Source organism: Micromonospora sp. NPDC048830, from assembly GCF_043198215.1.
Taxonomy (GTDB): Bacteria; Actinomycetota; Actinomycetes; order Mycobacteriales; family Micromonosporaceae; genus Micromonospora.
The window spans coordinates 186,724-208,832 of sequence record NZ_JBICUP010000004.1 but is presented as its reverse complement, the minus strand read 5'-3'; the positions used below and the strand labels follow the sequence as shown (position 1 = coordinate 208,832).

Annotated in this window: 19 protein-coding genes and 1 tRNA gene; 11 read left to right on the top strand and 9 right to left on the bottom strand. The window is 74.4% G+C overall.

Translation table 11 applies throughout. From position 1 onward, the window contains the following. Position 1: 1 nt before the first annotated feature. Together ACGFIZ_RS06290 and ACGFIZ_RS06285 are read right to left on the bottom strand one after the other, a co-directional pair. Positions 2-78: transfer RNA gene (locus ACGFIZ_RS06290), tRNA-Pro, on the bottom strand. A gap of 288 nt (positions 79-366) precedes the next feature. Continuing rightward, a complete protein-coding gene (locus ACGFIZ_RS06285; RefSeq protein ID WP_393416370.1) occupies positions 367-1,260 on the bottom strand; it encodes a metallophosphoesterase in 894 nt (297 codons plus the stop codon). Positions 1,261-1,285: 25 nt separating this feature from the next. Between ACGFIZ_RS06285 and ACGFIZ_RS06280 the strand changes: the two genes are divergently transcribed. Beyond that, entirely contained in the window at positions 1,286-1,741 is a 456-nt protein-coding gene (locus tag ACGFIZ_RS06280; protein WP_347666851.1) for a GatB/YqeY domain-containing protein, read from the top strand. A 78-nt stretch (positions 1,742-1,819) separates the two neighbouring features. On the opposite strand, the gene ACGFIZ_RS06275 is transcribed toward ACGFIZ_RS06280, so the two are convergent. After that, positions 1,820-4,273, bottom strand: coding sequence for a penicillin-binding protein (locus ACGFIZ_RS06275; RefSeq protein ID WP_393416368.1), 2,454 nt, complete (start codon positions 4,271-4,273; stop codon positions 1,820-1,822). Positions 4,274-4,673: 400 nt separating this feature from the next. Here ACGFIZ_RS06275 and ACGFIZ_RS06270 point away from each other — a divergent pair, with 400 nt between their 5' ends. Then, on the top strand, positions 4,674-4,994 hold the full coding sequence (locus ACGFIZ_RS06270; protein ID WP_145773991.1) for a WhiB family transcriptional regulator: 321 nt from the start codon (positions 4,674-4,676) through the stop codon (positions 4,992-4,994). A 6-nt stretch (positions 4,995-5,000) separates the two neighbouring features. Here ACGFIZ_RS06270 and ACGFIZ_RS06265 read toward each other — a convergent pair whose 3' ends face one another. Genes ACGFIZ_RS06265 through ACGFIZ_RS06255 form a run of 3 tightly spaced genes read right to left on the bottom strand, consistent with a single transcriptional unit; the run spans position 5,001 to position 7,818 of the window. Further along, the gene (locus ACGFIZ_RS06265) at positions 5,001-6,149 is read right to left on the bottom strand and encodes an ArsA family ATPase (RefSeq protein ID WP_393416366.1); all 1,149 of its coding nucleotides are present in this window, start codon (positions 6,147-6,149) and stop codon (positions 5,001-5,003) included. 56 nt (positions 6,150-6,205) lie between these two features. Next, on the bottom strand, positions 6,206-7,183 hold the full coding sequence (locus ACGFIZ_RS06260) for an ArsA-related P-loop ATPase (RefSeq protein ID WP_393416364.1): 978 nt from the start codon (positions 7,181-7,183) through the stop codon (positions 6,206-6,208). Between the two features lie 47 nt (positions 7,184-7,230). Further along, positions 7,231-7,818, bottom strand: a complete 588-nt coding sequence (locus ACGFIZ_RS06255; protein ID WP_393416466.1) for a hypothetical protein — start codon at positions 7,816-7,818, stop codon at positions 7,231-7,233. 715 nt (positions 7,819-8,533) lie between these two features. Here ACGFIZ_RS06255 and ACGFIZ_RS06250 point away from each other — a divergent pair. The 7 genes from ACGFIZ_RS06250 (at position 8,534) to ACGFIZ_RS06220 (ending at position 16,456) form a co-directional block, all read left to right on the top strand. Continuing rightward, positions 8,534-9,004: a hypothetical protein gene (locus ACGFIZ_RS06250; RefSeq protein WP_393416362.1), complete on the top strand. Its 471-nt coding sequence runs from the start codon at positions 8,534-8,536 to the stop codon at positions 9,002-9,004. An 81-nt stretch (positions 9,005-9,085) separates the two neighbouring features. Further along, positions 9,086-9,241, top strand: coding sequence for a DUF4177 domain-containing protein (locus ACGFIZ_RS06245; RefSeq protein WP_013736319.1), 156 nt, complete (start codon positions 9,086-9,088; stop codon positions 9,239-9,241). A gap of 31 nt (positions 9,242-9,272) precedes the next feature. Further along, positions 9,273-9,734, top strand: a complete 462-nt coding sequence (locus ACGFIZ_RS06240) for a RidA family protein (protein ID WP_393416360.1) — start codon at positions 9,273-9,275, stop codon at positions 9,732-9,734. Positions 9,735-9,855: 121 nt separating this feature from the next. Next, on the top strand, positions 9,856-10,653 hold the full coding sequence (locus tag ACGFIZ_RS06235; RefSeq protein ID WP_393416358.1) for an MBL fold metallo-hydrolase: 798 nt from the start codon (positions 9,856-9,858) through the stop codon (positions 10,651-10,653). Further along, positions 10,650-14,297: an adenylate/guanylate cyclase domain-containing protein gene (locus tag ACGFIZ_RS06230; protein WP_393416356.1), complete on the top strand. Its 3,648-nt coding sequence runs from the start codon at positions 10,650-10,652 to the stop codon at positions 14,295-14,297. The genes ACGFIZ_RS06235 and ACGFIZ_RS06230 overlap by 4 nt, the downstream gene beginning before the upstream one ends. Positions 14,298-14,398: 101 nt before the next feature. Then, positions 14,399-14,836, top strand: coding sequence for a hypothetical protein (locus tag ACGFIZ_RS06225; protein ID WP_393416464.1), 438 nt, complete (start codon positions 14,399-14,401; stop codon positions 14,834-14,836). A 30-nt stretch (positions 14,837-14,866) separates the two neighbouring features. Then, the gene (locus ACGFIZ_RS06220; protein WP_393416354.1) at positions 14,867-16,456 is read left to right on the top strand and encodes a serine/threonine-protein kinase; all 1,590 of its coding nucleotides are present in this window, start codon (positions 14,867-14,869) and stop codon (positions 16,454-16,456) included. On the opposite strand, the gene ACGFIZ_RS06215 is transcribed toward ACGFIZ_RS06220, so the two are convergent. Then, a complete protein-coding gene (locus ACGFIZ_RS06215; protein WP_393416352.1) occupies positions 16,443-16,787 on the bottom strand; it encodes a hypothetical protein in 345 nt (114 codons plus the stop codon). The genes ACGFIZ_RS06220 and ACGFIZ_RS06215 overlap by 14 nt on opposite strands. A gap of 140 nt (positions 16,788-16,927) precedes the next feature. Here ACGFIZ_RS06215 and ACGFIZ_RS06210 point away from each other — a divergent pair, with 140 nt between their 5' ends. Both ACGFIZ_RS06210 and ACGFIZ_RS06205 read left to right on the top strand, forming a co-directional pair. Beyond that, positions 16,928-17,866 carry a transporter substrate-binding domain-containing protein gene (locus ACGFIZ_RS06210; RefSeq protein ID WP_393416350.1) on the top strand — a complete coding sequence of 313 codons (939 nt, stop codon included), beginning with the start codon at positions 16,928-16,930 and terminating at the stop codon, positions 17,864-17,866. Continuing rightward, entirely contained in the window at positions 17,863-18,909 is a 1,047-nt protein-coding gene (locus ACGFIZ_RS06205) for a hypothetical protein (RefSeq protein ID WP_393416348.1), read from the top strand. The genes ACGFIZ_RS06210 and ACGFIZ_RS06205 overlap by 4 nt, the downstream gene beginning before the upstream one ends. Here ACGFIZ_RS06205 and ACGFIZ_RS06200 read toward each other — a convergent pair. Continuing rightward, positions 18,906-20,096: an acyl-CoA dehydrogenase family protein gene (locus ACGFIZ_RS06200; protein ID WP_393416346.1), complete on the bottom strand. Its 1,191-nt coding sequence runs from the start codon at positions 20,094-20,096 to the stop codon at positions 18,906-18,908. The two genes, ACGFIZ_RS06205 and ACGFIZ_RS06200, sit on opposite strands and share 4 nt — an antisense overlap. Continuing rightward, positions 20,093-22,066, bottom strand: a complete 1,974-nt coding sequence (locus ACGFIZ_RS06195) for a biotin carboxylase N-terminal domain-containing protein (protein ID WP_393416344.1) — start codon at positions 22,064-22,066, stop codon at positions 20,093-20,095. The genes ACGFIZ_RS06200 and ACGFIZ_RS06195 overlap by 4 nt, the downstream gene beginning before the upstream one ends. Between the last annotated feature and the right edge of the window lie 43 nt (positions 22,067-22,109).

Sequence of the window (22,109 nt, the reverse complement as noted above, 5' to 3'; positions counted from 1 at the left end):
CTGGTCGGGGTGGCCGGATTTGAACCGACGACCTCTTCGTCCCGAACGAAGCGCGCTACCAAACTGCGCCACACCCCGAGGTGCTGACAAATAGTAGCCCACCCGTCCCGAGGGTCAAACTCGGTACCCCCTCGCGCCGGGCCGGGTCGTCCGGCGCTGGCGGTGGCGTACCCGCAATGCGGTTTGATCAGGGCGGGCGGCGTCGGGCGGCCGGACCCGGCCGGGTAGCCAAGTGTCCGGGCCGGTTCGCGGCCCTGCCCGCGAGGGAAGCGACAGCACAGACGGGGCAGCTCCGTAGCGACGCACCTCACACCCGCCCGCCCGCCAGGGCAGGCGGGACGGGCAGGGCGGGTGGGACGGGACGGCTCAGCGCGGAATCAGCGTGAGGACGCTCGCCTCCGGGCGGCAGGCGAACCGGACCGGCGCGGTCGGGTGGGTGCCCAGGCCGGCCGAGACGTGCAGCCAGGAGTCGGAGCCTGGCCAGCGGTGCAGGCCCTTGGCCATCGACCGGGGCAGGCCGCAGTTGGTCACCAGCGCCCCGACACCGGGCACGCAGACCTGGCCGCCGTGGGTGTGGCCGGCGAGCAGCAGGGCGAACCCGTCCGCGGCCATCTCGTCGAGCACGGCCGGCTCGGGGGAGTGCGCAACGCCGATCGACAGCTCGGCGGAGGCGGACACCGGGCCGGCAACGGAGGGATAGTCGTCGCGGGCGACGTGCGGGTCGTCGACCCCGACCAGCTCGACCAGCCGCCCGCCCGCCTTGAGCGTCGTCCGGGCGTTGTTCAGGTCGGCCCAGCCGGCGCCCGTGAAGACGTCGCGCAGCTCCTCGTACGGCAGCTCCGCCCCCTCCCGGTACTCCCGGTCGGGCAGGAAGTAGCTGAACGGGTTCTTCAGCACCGGCCCGGTGTAGTCGTTGGAGCCGAACACGAACGCGCCGGGCAGGTCCAGCAGGGGTTGCAGGGCCCGCAGCACGCCCGGCACCGCCCCGGGGTCGGCCATGTTGTCCCCGGTGACCACCACCAGGTCCGGGTCGAGCGCCGCCAGCGACGCCACCCAGTCCTGCTTGCGCCGCTGCCCGGGCATCATGTGCAGGTCCGACAGGTGCAGGACGCGCAGCGGCTCGGTGTCGGCCGGTAGCACCGGCACGTCGAACCGGCGCAGGGTGAACATGTTGCGCTCGACGAGCGACGCGTACGCCAGGGTGGCCGCGCCGACCGCGGCGGTCCCCGCCGCGAGCCGGAATAGTGTGCGCTTTCGCATGGCGTTCAGGGTAGTTTGACCGTCCATGAGCACGCTGAAGGACCGTCTGACCGCCGACATGCGCGCCGCCCTCAAGGCGCGCGACGAGCTGACCACCTCCACGCTGCGGATGGCCCTCGCGGCCGTCGGCAACGCCGAGGTCGCCGGCAAGGAGAAGCGCGAGCTCGACGACGACGAGGTGCTGGCGGTGCTGACCAAGGAGGCGAAGAAGCGGCGCGAGGCCGCCACCGCCTTCGCCGACGCCGGTCGCGCCGAGCAGGCCGCGAAGGAGAGCGCCGAGGGCGACGTGCTGGAGCGTTACCTGCCGAAGCAGCTCTCCGACGACGAGCTGGCCGAGCTGGTCGCGGGGGCGCTCGCCGCGGGTGGGTTCAGCGGCAAGGCGCAGATGGGCCCGGCGATGAAGGCGGCCCAGGCCGCGGTGGCCGGCCGGGCCGAGGGGGGCCGGGTCGCCGCCGAGGTACGTCGCCAGCTCGGCCTCTGACGCTCTCGACGATGCCGTGACGTGAACGGGCGGGCACCCCCGCAGAGGTACCCGCCCGTTCACGGATGGCTGGGTCGGTCAGCCTTGGCGACCCGGCCGGCCGCCGTTGCCGTTTCCGTTGCCGGTCCCGGGCACGTCGCCGGTGCCGTCGTTGACCGGCGGGTTGACCGGGTTGCCGCTGCCGCTGCTGACCTCGATGGTCACCACGCCGCCCTTGATGGTGCGCCCGGTCGGGCTGGTCCCGGCGGCCTTGCCGGCGGCGCAGCTCGACGGGACCCGGTTCGAGGCGACCACCGGCTGGAAGCCGGCGCCCCTGAGCCGGTTTTTCGCGGTCTCGATGTCCACGCACTTCACGTCGGGAATCGAGCGCTGATCGCCATCCATGATCTTGCCGCTCGGCGGGGTGAACTCGATGCCCGGCTTGCCCTTCATGGCGTCGCGCAGCGTCTCGTACACCGGCGGGTTGATGCCGGTCGGCTCGTTGTGACCCATCCTCTGGTTGGTCTGCGGCCAGTCCGGGTCGGCCTGGATGCCGGCCACCGAGTACTGCTTGGTCATCGCGACCAGGGCGGAGGTCTTCTCCGAGTCGGTGGTGCCGGACTTGCCGGCCACCGGCTTCCCGACGATTCCCCGCACGTTGCGGGCGGTGCCGCCCTTGCACCTCGAGGTCGAGGAGCGGTCGCCGACGGGGCAGCGGGCGGCGTCCACGGCCGCCCGGGCGACCTCGGTGCTGATCCGCTGCTCACAGCGCGGGTTGGCCACGTCGAGGGCCTTGCCGTCCGGGCCGACGATCTTCTGTACCGGGATCGGCTCGCAGTACTTGCCGTCCGCCGCCAGGGTGGCGTACGCGTTGGCCAGGTCGAGCGGGGTGGCGGCGGAGACGCCCAACGTGAAGGCGCCCCACTGGTGCGCCGCCTCCTTGTTGTTGGCGAACTTCGCGTCCTCCGCGGAGCGGAACTGGATGCCCAGCTTCTGCGCCGCCTTGACGACGTTCTCCGCCCCCACCTGCTGCTGGAGCGGGACGAAGTAGGTGTTCACGGAGCTGCCGAACGCGCTCCACATGTTGTGCGGGCCGGCCATCGACTCCGAGGAGTTCGTCGGGCAGTAGAAGTGCGTGCCCGGGCAGGCCGCGGGACTGCTGCTGTCGATGATGTACTCGGACTTGAACTGCTTCGGCGAGTTGATCGTGTAGCTGAGCGGGATGCCCTTCTCCAGCGCGGCCACGATGGTGAAGATCTTGAACGTCGAGCCGGCCTGGTAGCCCTTGATGTCACCGCCGCCGCTGAGCAGCGGGACCACCGTGTTCGGGACGTTGCCCCGGATCTTCTTCCTGGCCTTCCGCGGGTCGCTGGAGATCTTGTTCTGCGGGTGCTGCGGGTCGTCGATCTTGAAGTTCCGGTTGACCGACAGCGCCCGCACCCGGCCCGTGCCCGGCTCGACGACCGCGACCATCCGGGCCGCCTTGCTGTTCACGCCGAGGTTCCTGCGGACGGCCTTGTCGCCCGCGTTCTGCGCCTGCACGTCGAGGGTGGTGGTGATGGTGTAGCCGCCGCTCTTGAGCCGCCGCTCCCGGTCGTACGTGGTCGAGCCGAACGTCTGCTGCTGCAACCACCAGCGGTAGAAGTAGTCGCAGAAGAAGCCCCACTCCTTCTTGTTGGTGGCGACGCAGCCGTTCGGGGTGGTCTTGTCCTTCACGACCAGCTTGGTGGCCTGGGCCGCCTCGGCCTCCTCCTTCGTGATGGCGCCGATCTCGACCATGTTCTTGATGACGTAGTTGCGCCGGTCGAGGGCGAGCGGGTACCCGGTCTTGGTGGTCGGGTCGTTGGTGCTCGGGGCCTTCACCATGCCCGCGAGCAGGGCGGCCTCGGCGATCGTGAGCTTGCTCGGCGGCTTGCCGAAGTAGACCTGGCTGGCGGCGTAGATGCCGTACGCGCCGTTGCCGAAGGAGGCGAGGTTCAGGTAGCGGTTGAGGATCTCGTCCTTGGAGAACTCCTTGTCGACCTGGAGTGCCAGCCGCATCTCGCGCAGCTTGCGGGCGCTGGTGTCCTCGGTCGCGGCGACCACGTCGGCGGGGTGGGTGGCCGAGTACGCGATGGCCAGCCGGACGTACTGCATCGTCAGCGTCGACGCCCCCTGCTGGGAGTTGGCGCCGGACTGGTTGTTGACGAACGCGCGGGCGATGCCGTTGAGGTCGACGCCGTTGTGCTTGTAGAAGTCGTGGTCCTCGGCGGCGATGATCGCCTTCTGCATGTACGGCGAGATGTCGGACAGCTTCACGTCCCGCCGATTCTCGTCGTACATGGTCGCGAGCGGTGTCTTGCCGTCCGATGCGAGCAGATAGCTGATCTGCGGCGCGCGGGCCACCGTCAGTTCCTTGGGCAGCGCGCCGAAGGTCTCGGCGCCGGCCTTCGCGGCCAGCCCGGACATCGCCACCGCGGGGAAGGCCGCCGCCGCGACCACCACGCCGGCCAGCAGGCCACAGACGAGTAGCGATGCGGCGTTGGTCAGCAGATTGTGGTCACGTTTCCGCATCCAGGTCACCTCGACAGGGTACGCGAACAGGTCACGAGGGGCGCTGGGGCGTACTTTCCCCATTTCCTGCGCGCGCCCACCTCGTTGTGCTAAACGCACGAACCCCGGTACGTGGTTGCGTGGATCCGGCGCCGAGTCTCCACCGATCGGTGGGGCCGCGCAGCGTTTTCACGTACTCCGGCCGGGTAGACGGGGGCCGAAGGCCCGGGAAGCCGGGAGTGTCCGTAATGATGGATTTAGCCGACAACGTTGCGTAATCAGCCAACTACAGAGCATGATGATGGCGGCGACGGAGTCGCTGGTCGTCCGTGCCGCCCTGGGGAGGCCGGGCGGACGACCGGGGGGAATCGGCGGCTGGTCGCGCGAAGTCGGTAGGTACTGCAAGGGGGGACGTGTACACATGGGCATGATCACTGACTGGCCGTCGCTGGCGGCGTGTCAGAACGGGGACCCGGACGCGCTGTTCGTACAGGGCGCTGAACAGAACGTGGCGAAGCGGATCTGCCGGAGCTGCCCAGTTCGGTACGAGTGCCTGGCCGACGCGCTCGACAACCGGATCGAGTTCGGAGTGTGGGGCGGCATGACCGAGCGGGAGCGCCGGGCCCTGCTGCGCCGTCACCCCCAGGTCGCCAGCTGGCGGAAGATGTTCGAGGCGGCCATGAAGAAGAACGCCAAGGACAACAAGCCCGGCAAGGACAAGGTCCTCGTCACCACCGGCTGACGCCGGTCACGGCCGGCTGACCGCCGCGCCGATCGTCCGCAGCCCGTCGACGTCGTGCACGTCGGCGGGCTGCGCCGTCACCGACACCGACGGCACCTGCGGGAACGCCTCGGTGAACCGGGCCGCCACCTGCCGCTCGCGTACCGCCTGCTGGGCCAGCGCGGCGTGGGCCCGCAGCACCTCGACGGTGCCCTCGTGCCCGCCGAGGTCGGCCAGCCGCTGCGCGGCGGCCAGGCTCTCGGCCGCGTCCAGCGACCCCACGGCCGGCCGGTGCACCCGGTTGAGCACCAGGCCGGCCAGCGGCATCCGTTCCTCGCGCAGCCGGCCCGCGAAGTAGGCCGCCTCCCGGACCGCGTCCGGCTCCGGCGCCGCGACCAGCAGGAACGCCGTCTCCCGTGCCTGCAGGATCCGGTACGTCTGCTCGGCGCGCTGCCGGAAGCCGCCGAACATCGAGTCCAGCGCGGCCACGAAGCCGGACAGGTCGGTGAGCAGCTGGGCGCCGAGCACCTTCTGCACCACCCGCGAGAACATGCCGAAGCTGGCGGTGACGAGGCTGAACATGCTCCGCCCCCCGCTGCGCGCCGGGGCCAGCAGCAGCCGCAGCATCCGCCCGTCGAGGAACCGGGAGAGCCGGGCCGGCGCGTCCAGGAAGTCCAGCGCCGAGCGCGACGGCGGCGTGTCCACCACGATCAGGTCCCACTCGCCGCGCGCGTGCAGCTGCCCGAGCTTCTCCATCGCCATGTACTCCTGCGTGCCCGCGAAGGTCGAGCTCATGGCCTGGTAGAAGGGGTTGGCGAAGATCTCCGCCGCCTTCGCCGGGTCGGTGTGCTGGAGCACCACGTCGTCGAAGGTGCGCTTCATGTCGAGCATCATGGCGTGCAACTCGCCGCCGCTGGCCTCGGCGTCGATGCCCTTGACCTGCCGGGGCGTGTTGTCCAGCTCGGTGAGGCCGAGCGACTGGGCCAGCCGGCGGGCCGGGTCGATCGTCAGCACCACCGTACGGCGGCCGTGCTGCTCGGCGGCCCGCAGCGCGAGCGCCGCGGCGGTGGTCGTCTTGCCCACCCCGCCCGCCCCGCAGCAGACCACGATCCGTACGTCCGGGTCGGCGAGGATCTGGTCGACGTCCAGCTGCGTCGCCGCGTCTTCGGAAGGCACCAATCGAGCGTATCGGGCTCCCGGGCCTCGCTGTGCCGTGCCGGCGCCAGTGTGAGTCAATCCGCCCGGACGAGCGCCCGCGCCAGCGTCTCCAGGCCCGCCCGGTCCACCCCGCCGGGCAGCAACGGCAACTCGATCAGCGGCAGCCCCAGCTCCACCAGGTCGGCCCGGAGCGAGTCCTCCAGCTCCCGGCGGATCAGCTGGTCGCGCGCCTCCCCGGCGAGCCCGGCGACGGTCGCCCGGTCCGCCGGCAGGCCCGCCGCGAGCAGCCCGCGCCGCAGCTCGGCCGAGCTCACCACCCGCCCCGCCGGCAGCGGTGGCCGGGTCGCGTTGACGACCACCCGCCCCACCGGGAAGCCGAGCTGGGTCAGTTCGGCGATCGCGTCCACCGTCTCCTGGACCGGCATCTCCTCGAGCAGCGTCACCACGTGCACGGCGGTGATCGGGGAGCGCAGCAGCGCGGCGACCCCCTCGCTCTGCGTCTTGACCGGGCCGACCTTCGCCAGCCGGGCGGTCTCCGCGGTGACGTTGAGGAACCGGCCGATCCGCCCGGTCGGCGGCGCGTCGAGGACCACGGCGTCGTACGCCCGGCGCGGGCCGGCCGTACGGGTGGTGGCCTCCTTGACCTTGCCGGTGAGCAGCACGTCCCGCAGGCCGGGGGCGATGGTGGTGGCGAAGTCGATCGCGCCGAACTTGCGCAGTGCCCGGCCGGCCGCGCCGAGCTTGTAGAACATGTCGAGGTACTCCAGCAGGGCCTCCTCGGCGTCCACCGCCAGGGCCCGGACCTCCCCGCCGCCGGGGGCGTCGGTGAGGTGCCGCTCCTCGTACGGCAGCGGATCGGTGCCGAAGAGCTGGGCGATGCCCTGCCGCCCCTCGACCTCGACCAGCAGGGTGCGCCGACCGTCGGTGGCCAGGGCCAACGCCAGGGCCGCCGCCACGCTGGTCTTGCCCGTGCCGCCCTTGCCGGTCACCACGTGGAGCCGGGCCGCCCACTCCGTACCGGCCGGGTCGGCCGGCCGCTCAGCTGCTCGCACCCGTCGAGCCTATCCACTCGGCCTCGCCCCCGGCGGCTCCGCCCGGGTCAGGCGATCTCGCAGACCCACCAGCCGGTCTGCTGCACGACCGTGAAGCGCAGGTCCTGCTCGGCCACCTTCTCGTCGGAGGTGGTCATGGTCACCTTGGTGGTGACGGTCGCCCGGTCGTCGGTCTGGTTGTCCACCTTGGGAGCGGTCCACCGGAACCGGGCGCCCTCGTGCTCCTCGGCGTACCGCTTGACCTCGGCCACCTTCGCCGCGATCTGCTTGTCGTCCCGCGCGGCGGAGCAGACGTGGCCGGCCGCCTTCTTCGCGTCCCGCTCCTGGTAGACGGCGGCGAGGAAGTTCTGCACCGCGGCGGTCGGCTCCTTCGCGCCCTCCCCGCTCTCGACGTTGCGCAGGGTCAGGAACGCGGCGACGCCACCGCCGCCGCAGAGCAGGACGGCCAGGGCGAGCACGATCGAGGCGATGAGCACACCCCGCTTCTTTCGCGGCTGGGCCGGTGCCGGTGCCGGGTACGGCGGGTATCCCGGCGGCACGGCTCCCGGCGCGCCGGGCTGCGGGGGGCCGGGCTGGGGAAAGCCCGCCTGGGGAAAGCCCGCCTGGGGCCCGCCGGGCTGGGGCGGGCCGGGCAGTAGGGTACCCGGCTGCGGCCCGGCGGGCGGCGGCGCGGCGAACGGCCCGTTGGGCGGCGGCGCATGGCCCGGCGCACCGGGCGGCGGCGCGGCGAACGGCCCGTTGGGCGGCGGCGCATGGCCCGGGCCGGGGGACGGCTGACCACCGTGGGTGGCCGGGGCGCCGCCGAAGCCCGGAGCGGCCGGATGGGGGCCGGCGGGATCCGGGCCGCCCGGGAAGGTGCCCGGCGGACCGGGGGGAACCGGGGAGCCCGCGGGAGCGCCCGGCGGAGCCGGGGGAACGGGGCTGCCGAACGGTTCCGGGGCGCGGTCGCCGATGGGCGGGTCGCCGGGCGTTCCGGTGGCGCCGTTGGGTGGTTGGGTCATGTCGGTCCCCCGGGGGTGCGGCGCGTCGACGTCCGCACCGGACGCGACGGGCTGGTCGGACGAAGGGGGCCGTCCTGCGCGCCCCTCCGACGGGAAGGGTAGCGGTGAACCGCCGCCCGGGGTGGTCCCCGGGCCGGCCACGCCGACGGTGGATCGCGCGAGCGCGCCCGGTGCCGTCGGGTGCCGGACTCGCGAAGTGTCGCATATGTGACTTCTCGTAGCCTTCCATGCGCGCCCTGTTGTTCCGGTCCGGCATCGGTCCTACGTTGTGGCCGGCGTGCGGGTGCGGACCGGACGGATGGTCCGAGCCTGATGGCGACCTGATCAGGCGAGAGGCCGGAGGCAGTGCATGCGCGACACGGACAACATCTCCCGAGCCCAGTTTCCACCCGTCGGTAGCGCCAGCCGGAACCGGCGCACCCCCTCCGTCGACGAGGAGGGTCCGGCCACCGGCCAGCCGGCCGAGCGGCCGTACCCGGTCAACGAGCGGTCGTACCGGCGGTTCGCCGACCAGGGCGAGGCGCTGCGCGTGCTGAGCCGACCGGCCGAGCGGTCCACGGACGACGAGGGGCCCGGCTACGTCATCCACCTGCCGATCCGGGTCGCGGACCTGGCGGCGGCCACCGCGCTGGCCGGCACGGTCGCGGTCTCGCTGGGCTTCCTGCGCGAGCTGGACGCCGGGGAGACCACCGTCTCCACCGCCGACGACCAGAACAACCGCCACCGCGTCTTCTGCGACCTGCTGATGCCGGACCGGTCCCGCTGTCCCCAGCCGTACGACCACGAGGGTGCCTGCGGGGAACCACCGGCCGCCCGGTGAGCGGCGTCCCGCGTCGGACGGCGGGCGCCGGATCGTAGGCTGTGCCCGGTAACTCGTCGCCTCCTAGGGAGCCCTGCGCCGATGCAGAAGTGGGAATATGCCACCGTCCCGCTGCTGGTCCACGCGACCAAGCAGATCCTCGACAACTGGGGTGAGGACGGCTGGGAACTCGTCTCCGTGGTCCCCGGTCCCAACCCGGAGCAGCTCGTCGCGTACCTCAAGCGGCCGAAGGCATGAGTGGCATGAGCGGACGAAGCGAGGTGGCGGCATGAGTAACGGACCGCACGCGAAGCTCGCCGAACTCGGGCTCGAACTGCCCGAGGTGGTGCCCCCGGTGGCCAGCTACGTGCCGGCCGTCCAGTCCGGGCAGCACGTCTACGTCTCCGGTCAGCTGCCGATGGCGCAGGGCAAGCTGCTCGCCACCGGCAAGGTCGGCGCCGGGGTCTCCGCCGAGCAGGCCAAGGACCTGGCCGCGCGGTGCGCGCTGAACGCCCTCGCCGCCGTGGACGCGCTGGTCGGCCTGGAGAACGTGGTCAAGATCGTCAAGGTGGGCGGCTTCGTCGCGAGCGCGCCCGGGTTCACCGGCCAGCCGGCCGTGATCAACGGCGCGTCCGACCTGTTCGGGGCCGTCTTCGGCGAGGCCGGCCGGCACGCCCGCTCCGCGGTCGGCGTCGCCGAGCTCCCCCTGGACGCCCCGGTCGAGCTCGAACTGATCGTCGAGGTCGCCTGACCCGTCCCGTACCCCGCGGTCCTGCGGTGGCGGCCCGGGCGAAAGCCGTGAACGGGCACATACCAGGGGCCGGAACTGCAAGATCGCGGGGAGTGGCGGTCGGGGTCGTACGATCGCTGGCATGACCGGGCACATCACGGGAGCCGTGGCGGCGCTGGCTGGCCAGCTGCCGGAGTGGGTGACGCTGCTGCGCGCGCCCAACCCGGGGCCGATGACCCTCGACGGCACCAACACCTGGGTGCTGCGGTCCGGGCCCGGCGAGCCGGCGGTCGTGGTCGACCCGGGGCCCGCCGACGACGGCCACCTGGCCGCGATCGCGGCGCACGGCCCGGTCGCCGCGGTGCTGATCACCCACGGGCACCCGGACCACACCGAGGGCTCGCCCCGGCTGCGCGAGCTGCTCGGCGGTGCGCCCGTGCGGGCCGTCGACCCCGCGCACTGCCACGGCGGCGGGCCGCTCGACGCGAACGCCCCGCTCGACCAGGCCGGCCTCGCCGTCACCGCGGTCCCCGCCCCCGGGCACACCGCCGACTCGGTCTGCTTCCTGGTCGCGCGCGGCGACGAGCGGGTCGTGCTGACCGGCGACACGATCCTGGGCCGGGGCACCACCGTGGTGGCCCACCCCGACGGCCATCTCGGCGACTATCTGGCCAGCCTGGAGCTGCTCTCGACGTACCGGGGGGTGCCGGCGCTGCCCGGGCACGGCCCGGCGCTGGCCGACTGCGGCGTCGCCGCCGAGTTTTACCTCGCCCACCGCCGGGCCCGGCTCGACCAGGTGCGGCAGGCCGTCGCCGAGGGGGCGACCACCGCCGGCGAGGTGGTGGCCAAGGTGTACGCCGACGTGGACCGTGCGCTCTGGTGGGCCGCCGAGTGGTCGGTGCGGGCCCAGCTGGAGTACCTCGGGGCGGAGCGGCCGTGACCTGCCCGGTGTGCGGGACGGTCGCCGTGCCCGGCGCCCGGTTCTGCCACAACTGCGGCGCCGCCCTGCCGGCCGCCGCCACCCTGCCCGCCGCCGAGCGGCGGGTGGTCACCGTGCTCTTCGGCGACCTGTCCGACTTCACCTCCTGGTCCGAGGACCTCGACCCGGAACGGGTCGGCGCGGTCACCGACCGGGTGCTCGCCGCCCTCGCCGGCGCGGTCAAGACGTTCGGCGGGCACGTCGACAAGCTGACCGGCGACGGGATCATGGCGGTCTTCGGCGCGCCCGTCGCGCACGAGGACGACGCCGAGCGGGCCGTCCGCGCCGCGCTGTCCATGCAGCGCGCGGTGCGCCGGGTGCTCGACGACGAGCGCGGCGGCGGCGCGCCGCTGGGCCTGCGGGTCGGGCTGAACACCGGGGACGTGATCGCCGGCATCCAGGCGGCGATCGAGTACACGGTCATCGGCGACACGGTGAACACCGCCGCCCGGCTCGCCGACGCCGCCGCCGTCGGCGCGGTCTACGCGGGCGCCCGCACCTCGGCGGCCACCCGGCACGTGGCCTCCTGGCGGGCGCTGCGGCCGTTGCGCCTCAAGGGCAAGCGCGAGCCGGTCGAGGCGTACGAGCTGCTCGGGCTGCTGGACGCCCCGGGCACCCGGTCGGGCCTGGGCGACGAGGCGCCGTTCGTCGGCCGGGAGACCGAGATCGGCCGGGTCGCCGGCCGGCTCGCCGAGGTGATCGACCGGGCGGAACCGCGGGTGCTGCTGATGACCGCCGAGGCGGGGATCGGCAAGTCCCGGTTCGCCGCCGAGGTGGAACGGCTCGCCGCCGGCTACGACGTCGGCGCCGGCCGGTACGCCGCGCACAGCGGCGCCCGGGTGCTCTCGGTGCGCTGCGCCGCGTTCGGCGAGCGTCGCCGGCTCGCCCCGCTGGCCGACCTGGTCCGGGCCGCCGTCGGCCTGCCCAACGACCCGGCCACCGCGCTGACCCGGCCGGCCGTCGAGGAGCGCCTGCGTCGGCTCAACCAGCGTCTCGGCCGGCTGCGCGACGACCCCGCGCCGGTCGCCGCCGACCAGCTGCTGGCCCTGCTCGGGTACGCCGAGCTGCCCGGCGCCGGCCCGGCCGACCAGGGCGAGTGGGCCGGCGCCCAGCCGCCCGCGGACGCGGAGGCCGTGCCGAACGCGGTGGCCGCCCTGCTCACCGCCATGGCCGGCGAGGCGCCGCTGGTGATCGTCGTCGACGACCTGCACGACGCGACCGCCGAGACCATCAAGGCGCTCGCGCTGACCCTCAACCGCCTCGCCGGGCCGGTCCTGGTGCTGCTGCTGGGCCGCCCCGAGCTGGTCCGTACGGCCGGGGCGCTCACCCGGGTCTCGGAGGCCGAGGTGCACGCCCTGCCCCCGCTGCGCGGTGCCGACGCGGCGCGGCTGCTCACCAGCTACCTCGGCGGCGGGAAGCTGCCGCAGGCCGACGCCGACCGGCTGCTCGCCACCGCCCAGGGCAACCCGTTCTACCTGGCCGAGCTGGTCACCCTGCTGATGGAGCGGGGCGCGCTGACCGTCGGCCCGGAGCGGGGCGGGTCGGGTGGCGCCACCTGGCGGCTCGCCCCCGGCTCGCTCGGCAGCCGGCTGCTCTCCCGCGACCTCGCCGCCGTGCTCGCGGCGCGCATCGACGCGCTGCCGGCGGACGCCCGGTCGGTGCTGCGGGACGCCGCCGTCGTCGGCGACACCGTACCGGGCGGGGCCCTGACGGCGCTGCGCGAGCAGCGGGCCGGGCGGGACGGCCGGCCCGCCGCCGTGGTGGCCGTCGAGCTCGAACGGGCCGTCGAGGAGCTGCTGCAACGCCGGATGCTGCACCGCACCCGTGCCGGGTACGCCTTCGCCACCCCGTTGATGCGGGAGGCCGCGTACTCCGGGGTGAGCAAGGCCGAGCTGGCCGAGCGGCACGCCGCGCTGGCCCGCTGGGCCGCGCCCGGCGAGCCGGGCGGGCCGGCCGCCCCGGGCGAGCCGGCCGCCCCGGGCGGGTTCGGCGACGCCGCCCGGGACGCCTTCGTCGCCGAGCACGTCGAGCGGGCGGCCGCCCTCGCCGACGCCGTGAAGCTGCGCCCGGACGCACCGGCCCGCACGGTCGGCCCGCTGGGGGTGGCCGCACTGGGCCGGGCCGCCCGCCGCTCGCTGCAGGCCGGGGAGCCGGCCGCCGCCGTCGAGTACGCCGAGCGCGCCACCGAGCTGGCCCGGGGCGCGGTCCCCGCGGCACTGCGGGTGCTGCACGCCCGCGCCCTGCTCCAGGTCGGCCGGGCGGCCGACGCGCTCGCGTACGCCGAGAAGATCGCCGCCAACGCGGGGGACGAGGCGGGGGACGAGGCGGGCACCCGGGCCAGCGCCCTGCTGCTGGCCGGCCAGGCCCACCAGACGCTGGGCGACCAGGCCCGGGCGACGGCCTGCTGGCAGGAGGCGTTGCAGGTGGCCACGGCCGGCGAACTGCCGAACCTGCGCGCCTCGGCGATGCGCCGGCTCGGCATGGCCGACTTCATCGCCGGCCGGCTGAGCCAGGCGAGCAGCCGGCTCGCGGCGTCGTACCAGGTCAGCCTCACGTCGCAGGACCGGCGCGGGCAGGCCTGGTCGTTGCAGAACCTGGCCTGGGTCACCACCACCCGGGGCGACTTCGCCGGTACGGACGCCGTGCTCGGCCGGGCCGCCCGGCTCTTCGCCGAGCTGAAGGACCCGTACGGGCGGGCGTGGCTGCGCGGCACCACCGCGTTCGCCCGGCTGCTCGCCGGCCGGCTGCGGGAGGCGTGCCGGATGGCGCGGGTGTTCCTGCCGTTCGGCGAGCGGGTCGGCGAGGCGTGGGCGGTCGGCACGCTGCGCGCGGTCGAGGCGTTCGCCGCCGCCGAGTTGGGCGAGCTGGCCGAGGCCGACCGGGCGGCCCGCCGGGCGTACCGGGACTTCGCCGCGGTCTCCGACGACTGGGGGCAGGGCTTCGCCCTGGTGGTGCGCGGGGCGGTCGCCCGGGGGCTGGGCGAGCCGGAACACGCGGCCGACCTGCTCACCGACGCGGTGTCGTACGCCGAGCAGACCTCGCACCCGCTGCTCACCGGGATGGCCGGCACGCTGCGCGGCTTCGTGGCGCTGGACCTGGGCGACCACGAGACGGCCGAGCAGGCGGCCCGCGCGGTGCTGACCGCCGTCGAGCCGCACAATCCGCAGGCGCCCGTCCAGGTGGGTCCCCGGGTGCTGCTGGCGACCGCCCGGCTGGCCGCCGGTGACCCGGCCACCGCCGTCGGGCTGCTGGCCCCGGTGGCCACCGCCGCCGCCAACGCGCCGTCGATGCTCTTCTCCCGCCGCCAGACCATGGCCCGGTACGCCGACGCGCTGCTCGCGCACGGCCAGCGCGAGCAGGCCCTCGACTGGGCCCAGCGGGCCGTCGCCGCCCCGGCCGAGGACGTGCGCAGCCAGGTGATCGCGGCGAGCGTGCTGGCCGAGGCGCTCGCCGCCGACGGCCGCTCCGCCGAGGCGCTGGCGAGCGCCGACGAGGCGGTCCGCCTGGCGTACGCGACGGAGCAGCGCAGCGAGCGGGCCGCGGCGGACGCGCTGCGGGACCGGCTGGCGGCGACGGCCGACCCGGGCGGGCGTGCCGCGTCCTGAGTCTGCCGGTTCCGCCGATGCGGACATCCTTCGCAGCCGATACCGTGTCAGGTCCAGACGGTCCGCTGCGGCGGCCCGTGCCGGACACCGAAAGGGACGTGATGAGGCTGCCGCGCTCCAGTGCCGGCTGGACGATCGCGGTCTTCGGCGTCCTGGCGCTGCTGATGGGCGCGCTCGGGCTGCTCTGGCCCGAGGCGCAGCTGCGGCTGCTCGGCTTCGAGGTGCCGGAACGCCGCGCGGCCGGCGACTACACGGGCACGTTCCTGACCGCGTCCGCGATGGCGTCGTTCAACATGGGGGTCTACTACCTGCTGGCGACGGCCACCGAGTGGCGGCCGTTCTACCGGTTCACGGTGTTCTTCCGGCTGGTCACGTGCGCCGTCTTCACCATCGTGGTGCTGGCCGAGGTGGCGCCGGCCGGGTTCCTGACGGTGGCCGCCTGGGAGGGCGTCGGTGCGCTGGTCACCGCCCTCGCGCTGCGCTGGGACGCCCGCCGCGCCGCGGCGCCTGCCGGTCCGCCCGCGAGTGCGGCGCACTGAGTTCCCGGGCTGATTGGGTATTTTCGAGCCGTGACCGACACCCCGCCCGGCGCCCTGCGGCTGCCCATTGTGCCTGGTCTGACCGATCTGCAGGTCTTTGCCCGGGGTGGCCATGCCACCGTCTACCGCGCCACCCAGATCTCCGTGGGGCGTGAGGTCGCGGTCAAGATCGAGAATCGCACGCTCGACAACGAGCGCGACCAGGCCAGGTTTCTGCGCGAGGCGCGGGCCGCCGGGAAGATGTCGTCCCACCCGCACGTCGTGGACCTGTTCGACGTCGGGGTCACCGTCGACCGGCACCCGTACCTGATCATGGAACTCTGCGACGGGTCGTACGCCGAGCGGATGCGCACCTCGCCGCTGGGCCCGGCGGAGACCCGCGACCTCGGGGTGAAGATCGCCGACGCGCTGGCCCACTCCCACGCGAACGGGGTGCTGCACCGCGACGTCAAGCCCGCCAACATCCTGTACTCCCAGTTCAACCCGGCGGTGCTGGCCGACTTCGGGCTCGCCGTGCTGGCCGAGGTGCGCGACGCGTCGGTCACCCTGGAGGTGCTGACCCCGGCGTACGCGCCGCCGGAGATGTTCAACCACAGCCCGCCGTCGCCCGCGGTGGACATCTACGCGCTCTGCGCCACCCTCTACGCGGTGATGCACGGCCGGCCGCCGCGCTGGCAGTCCGATCGCAATCCCAGCCTGGTCACCGTCCTGGAGATGTTCCACCAGCCGATTCCCGGGCTGCCCGGCGTGCCGGACGAACTTGTCGACGTGCTCCGCCGGGGCATGTCCAACGACCCGGGGGAGCGACCGTCGGCGGTGGAGCTGCGCGGCCTGCTCGCCGGCCTGCCGCTGGACCCGGTGAGCGCGCCCGTCAGCGGCGCCCCGGTCTGCGGCGGTCCGACGGCGGGCGGCCCGGTCTCCGGCGGCTCGTCGGGGTCGGCGGGCGGCACCGGCAGCCCGTCCACGTCCGGCGGCCTGTACGGCACGGGCCAGCCCGGCCGCCCGGTGCCGCGTCCCCCGGTCGAGGACGGCCACCCCACCGTGCCCACCCCGCGCCGGCGGTGGCGGCGGCGGTGGTTCCTCGGCGGCGCCGGCGTGCTCGCCCTGGCCGCCTCGGCCAGCGCCGGCGCCTGGGTCGCGAGCGGCGCCGCGCCCGTCACGCCGACGCCCACGCCGGTGGCCAGCGCGGCCGGCACCTCCCCGGCCGCCCGCTGGGGCACCCTGCCCGGGTGTGTGGCCGGCTCGCCGGGGGCGAAGGCCCTGCCGGCGGGCGCGTTCTGCGCCGCCGAACTGGAGTGCTTCGGGCCGATCCGGGTGCGCGGCAGCCGGGCCGAGGCGCCGCGGCTGCCCTGCGACGGGCGGCACACCTGGGAGACGTACGCCGAGGGCGAGCTGCCCGCCGCCCTGGTCGGCGCGGGACACGACGAGGTGACCGCCGACCCGGCGGTGCGCAAGGTCTGCAATCCCGTGACGTTCCGGCTGACCAGCGGGATCCCGTACACCAGCGGCTGGCACCTGGAGGTCCTGCCGCCGCCGGAGTCCGACCCGCAGCGGACCTACCGTTGCCTGGCCGGGCGCGGGGCCGACCGGCTGTACGAGCCCACCCTCACCGGCCGCTGAGCCCGTTCGCGCGGCGGCGCTCCTCGACCGCGCGCAGCGCGTCCTGGCTGTCCAGGGCCTCCAGGGTGTCGGCGTCCACGCCGCCGCTGACCGGTTGGCCCGGCCCCTTCGTCGACTCCGGGTCGGCGTCCCGGCCCGCCTCCTCGCGGCGCTGCCGGACGTCCGTCGCCGCCACTCCGGAGATCATCGCCAGCAGGACGCAGAGCAGGGCGAGGACCACGGAGACCATGCTGCTCGGGCGCCACGCGAGCAGCGTCACCACCAGGGACGCCGCCGCCAGCGCCGCGGCGACCGCCACGGCGAGCGCGGTGGGCCGAGGGATTCGAGTCACCCGTCAAGGATGGCGCGCGTGTCAACCCGCCGGTGTCCGAACGTCCACAACCGACTGGTGCGGAGCGCCGGGCGACCACGAGGATGGACGGGAACCGCTACGCTCGGTCTTTCCAGGTGCACTGCTCAGCGAGGTCACCGATGAACCAGATTCTCACCCGGTTCCGGGTCCGGTCCGTCGCCACCACCGTGGCGGTCGCCCTGACCCTGACCCTTGCCGCCGCCGCGGGCTGCGAGAGCCGACAGCCGAAGCTCCCGTCCGTGGCGGAGAAGCTGCGCGAGTCGAACGTGTACGGCCAGCCGAAGATCCGCATCGGGGTGTCCACCACGGAGCCGCTGATGGGCGAGCTGGCCAGCGGCGCCCACGTCGGCTTCGACGTCGAGATCGCCCGGTACCTCGCGGCGCAGCTGGGCTTCGAGGGCGACCAGCGGATCGAGTGGGTGTCCCTGGCCACCGAGGAGCGCGTCCCCGCCCTCCAGGGTGGAACGGTCGACATGGTGGTCTCCAGCTTCTCCATCACCGAGGAACGCGAGAAGCAGATCGGCTTCGCGGGGCCGTACTTCGTGACCACGCAGGAGACGATGATCCCGGTCCGGCTCCGGGACAAGATCCGCACCATCGAGGACCTGCAGAACCCGGCCACCAGGGTCTGCACCAGCGGTGGCTCGACCACCCAGGCCGAGCTGAGGAACCACCAGATCAAGGCGTTCGTGGTCAAGGACGTCGGCGACTGCGTCCAGGGCATCCTGGAGCGACGCTACGACGCGGTCAGCTCGGACGAGACCATCCTCGCCGGCTTCCTCTCCCAGCACCCGAAGGAACTCGCCATCGTCGACATGCCCTTCGGCACCAGCGAGCTGCTGGGCGTCGGGGTGCCGATCGGCGACCCCGCGTTGCGCGACCTGGTGGCGTTCTTCCTGAACAAGAGCTACCTCCAGGGGCGTAAGGGGCTGAGCAGCCCGTGGCTGACCGCGTACCACCGGACGCTGGGGCCGTGGCTGAAGACCCCGAAGACCCAGCCGCAGCCGCTGCGGGTGCCGGAACTCGTCGACTTCGACGACAAGGCGCCCCCGCGATGACCGCGCCGGCAGCGGCCGGAAACGGCGACGGCGGTGCCGCCCCGCCGGCACCCCGGCCCGCCGCCGGGCACGACCGGGAGGAGCGCCGAGCGCGGGCCAGCCAGTCGTTCTGGACGGTGGTGGTCGGCGTGCCCGCCGTCTTCTCGGTGCTCCGGCTCGGCGTGGAGGCCGGCGGGGAGCTCCAGACCACCCTGCTGCTGGTCGCCAACGTGGGGCCGGTCAACCTGCTCGCCGGGTTCCTCACCACGGCGGCCCGGCTGCTGTCCACCGGCCTCGTCGCGGTCTTCGCCCTCGGCGCGGTGCTGGGAGTCAGCGTCGACCGGCTGCCGGGGCACCGCCGCCCGCTGTTCGCCCGCTGGGCGGACATCACCCCGGCCTGGTTCGTGGTGTCCAGCTTCCTGCTGGCGCTGGTCACGTGGCAGCTGCTGTACCTTCCGCTGCTGCTGCCCGCGTTCGTCGCCGCGTTCCAGCTCCACCCGGAGCGGCTGCACGAGCTGATGCCGGCCCGGGTGCTGATCGTCGCCGCCCTGCTCGGCGGGTACCTCTTCTTCCTGGCGCCGACCGTGCTGGACGCCTGGCGCCAGCGGGAGTACCTGGTCCTGGCGCTGCTCCTCGCGCCGCCGCTGCTGGCGCTCGGCATCGCCGGGCCGTTGCCCGGGGCGGTGATCCGGCCACTCGCCTCGATCACCGAGGCCGCCGTGCTCGCCATGCTGGTGTGGGCGGCGCTGCCGGTGATCACCACGCCGGTGCTGCCGCTGACCGTCACCACCGTGGAGACCGCCCCCGGCGTCGCCGAGGACGTCCGCGGCCACGTGGTGGTTGTCGACGACGTCAACATGGTGCTCCTCCAGGAGCACGGCGGCGTCCGGTACGTGCCGATCGACCAGGTGAAGCGTCAGGTGCTCTGCCCGAGCGAGGAGGAGCTGCCCCGGCACCGGCTGCGCGTCCACGACTTCCACGTGGAGGACTCGCTGCTGGAGGCGCTGGGCCGGCGGGTACGCCCCGTGCACCGCATCGACGCCGGCTGCCGCACCACCGCCTAGTACGACTTCTCCTGCCTGAGGACGTGCTGGGCGACGAAGTTGAGGATCATCTCGCGGCTCACCGGGGCGATCCGGCCGGCGCGTACCCCGCCGAGCAGGGTGGCCACGCCGTACTCGGTGGTCATGCCGGCCCCGCCGAGCGCCTGCACGGCGGTGTCCACGGCCAGCGCCGCCGCCTCGCCGGCCGCGTACTTGGCCATGTTGGCGGAGACCCCGGCCTCCAGGTCCCGGCCGGCGTCGTACAGGCTCGCCGCCTTGTAGATCATCAGGCGGGCCAGTTCCACCTGCACCGCCGCATGCGCCAGCGGGTGCGCCACCCCCTGGTGCGAGCCGATGCTCCGGCCGCCCCAGACCCGGCGGGTCGCCGTGTACTCCGACGCCCGTTCGATGGCGTACCGGCCGGTGCCGGCGCCCATCGCGGCGACGGTGATCCGCTCCGGGTTGAGGCCGGAGAAGAGCGCCGGCAGGCCGGCGTCCAGCGACCCGCCGACCAGCGCGTCGGCGGGCACCCGCACGTCGTCCAGGTAGAGCAGGAACTGGTGCTCCGGAGAGACGATCTCCATGTCCAGCTTGGAGCGGGTCAACCCCGGCGCGTCGGTCGGCACGACGAACAGCGCCGGCTTGAGTTTGCGCGGCGCGGCCTCCGCTGGGCCCCCGTCTCCGTCTCCGACGGCGACCCGCGCCACGACCAGCACGTACCGCGCCTCGTCGACGCCCGAGATGAAGCACTTGCGGCCGGACAGCACCCAGTCGTCGCCGTCGCGCCGGGCCACCGTGCCGAGCCGGTGGAAGTTCGACCCCGCCTCCGGCTCGGTGATCGCGAAGACGATCTTCGTCGACCCGTCGGCGAGGCCGGGCAGGAAGCGTTTGCGCTGCTCGTCGGTGCCGTGCCTGGCGAGCACCGTGCCGGCGATGGCGGGGGAGACCACCAGCAGCAGCAGCGGGCAGCCGGCCGCGGCCAGCTCCTCGCAGACGAGGGCCAGCTCGGTGATGCCGCCGCCCCCGCCGCCGTACTCGGTGGGGATGTTGACCCCGAGGTAGCCGAGCCGGCCGGCCTCGTCCCACAGCTCGGTGGTGTGCTCGCCGGCCCTGGCCTTGCCGACGAAGTAGCCGTGGCCGTACCGCCGGCCCAGCGCGCGGACGGCGTCGCGCAGCTGCTCCTGCTCGGGCGTGAGGTCGAAGTTCATGCGGGGGCCTCCTCGACGGGGTTGACCACGGCCAGCACGGCGCCGGCCTCGACCTGGCCGCCGGCCGGCACCGGCAGCTCGGCGACCACGCCGTCGGCCGGCGCGAGCACGGGGTGCTCCAGCTTCATCGCCTCCAGGGTCAGCAGGGCGTCGCCGGCCGCGACCCGCTGGCCGACCTCGACGTGCACCCGGGCGACCGCGCCGGGCAGCGGCGCGAGCAGCGAGCCGGCGGCCAGCGCCGCGGCCGGCGGCGGGAAGCGCGGCAGCTCCGCCAGGGCCGTCGACCCGTCCGGGCCGTCCACGAACACCGCCGACCCCACCCGGGACACTCGGCACGCCTGCCGTACGCCGTCGACGTCGAGCACGACCCCGTCCGGGGCGGCCTCGACCAGCGCCACCGTCCGCTCCGTCGCCGGGTCGGTGGACCAGTCGGCCAGCGCCCCGGTCCGGTCCAGCCGGTACCGCACCTCGATCTCGCCGCCCGGCCCCGCGTAGCGGGCGACCTGCGGGAACGCCGGCACGTTCCGCCAGCCGGAGGGGAGGCCGGCGAGCACGGTCGCCGCCGCCCGGCGGGCCGCCGCGGCGGCGAGCGCGGCGGCGAGGGCGGCCAGCGGCACCCCGTCCGCCGGCACGAGCGGGGCGAAGACCTCCGGGTGCCGGTCGAGGAAGCCGGAGTCGACCCGCGCCGCGCCGAACTCGGCGCCGCGCAGCACCCGGACCAGCAGGTCGCGGTTCGTGGCCACGCCGTGCAACTCGGCGCGGGCCAGCGCGCCCGCGAGGGCCCGGGCCGCCTCGGCGCGGGTCGGCGCCCAGGCGACCAGCTTGGCGAGCATCGAGTCGTAGTGCACGCTCACCGTCGAACCGTCCGTCACCCCGGAGTCCAGGCGCAGCCCCCGGGTCGGGGCGAACTCGCCGGACACCCCGGGGACGGCGAACCGGTGCAGGATTCCCGTGGCGGGCCGGAAGCCGTGGGCCGGGTCCTCGGCGTAGAGGCGTACCTCGATCGCGTGGCCGGTGGCCGGCGGGGTCGCCGCCAGCGGCAGCGGCGCGCCCTCGGCGACCAGCAGTTGCAGGCGGACCAGGTCCAGGCCCGTGACCGCCTCGGTGACCGGGTGCTCGACCTGGAGCCGGGTGTTCATCTCCAGGAAGAAGAACTCCCCGGTCGGGGCGAGCAGGAACTCCACCGTCCCGGCCCCGACGTAGCCGACCGCCCGCCCGGCGGCGACCGCCGCCTCGTGCAGCCGCGCCCGCACCCCGTCGGGCAGGATCGCCGGCGCCTCCTCGACGATCTTCTGGTGCCGGCGCTGGATCGAGCAGTCCCGCTCACCGAGGGCGAGCACCGTGCCGTGCGCGTCGCCGACGATCTGCACCTCGACGTGCCGGCCCCGCTCGACGTACCGCTCGACGAAGACCGTGCCGTCGCCGAACGCGGCGGCGGCCTCCCGGCGGGCGGAGGCCAGCGCGTCGGCCAGGCCGGCGGCGTCCCGGACGATGCGCATGCCCCGGCCGCCGCCGCCCGCCGCCGCCTTCACCAGCACCGGGAACTCCGCGGTCCGGTCGGCCTCCGTCCAGGTCGGCAGCATCGGCACGCCCGCCTCGGCGAGCAGCGCCTTCGCCTCGACCTTGTCGCCCATCGCGGCGATCGCCTTGGCGGGCGGCCCGACCCACGTCAGCCCCGCGTCGGTCACCGCCGTGGCGAACGCCGCGTTCTCGGCGAGGAAGCCGTAGCCCGGGTGCACGGCGTCCGCGCCGGACCGGCGGGCCGCGTCGAGCACCAGGTCGATCCGCAGGTACGTCTCGGCCGGGCTGTTCCCCGGCAGCCGGACCGCCCGGTCGGCCTCGGCGACGTGGAGCGCGTCGGCGTCGGCGTCCGAGTACACGGCGACCGTCTCGACGCCGAGCGCCCGGCAGGTGGCGAAGACCCGCCTGGCGATCTCCCCCCGGTTGGCGACCAGCAGTCGCGTGATCATGTGCTGAGTCTCCCCTTTCGTTCGCGACTGCGGGACTCCGCTG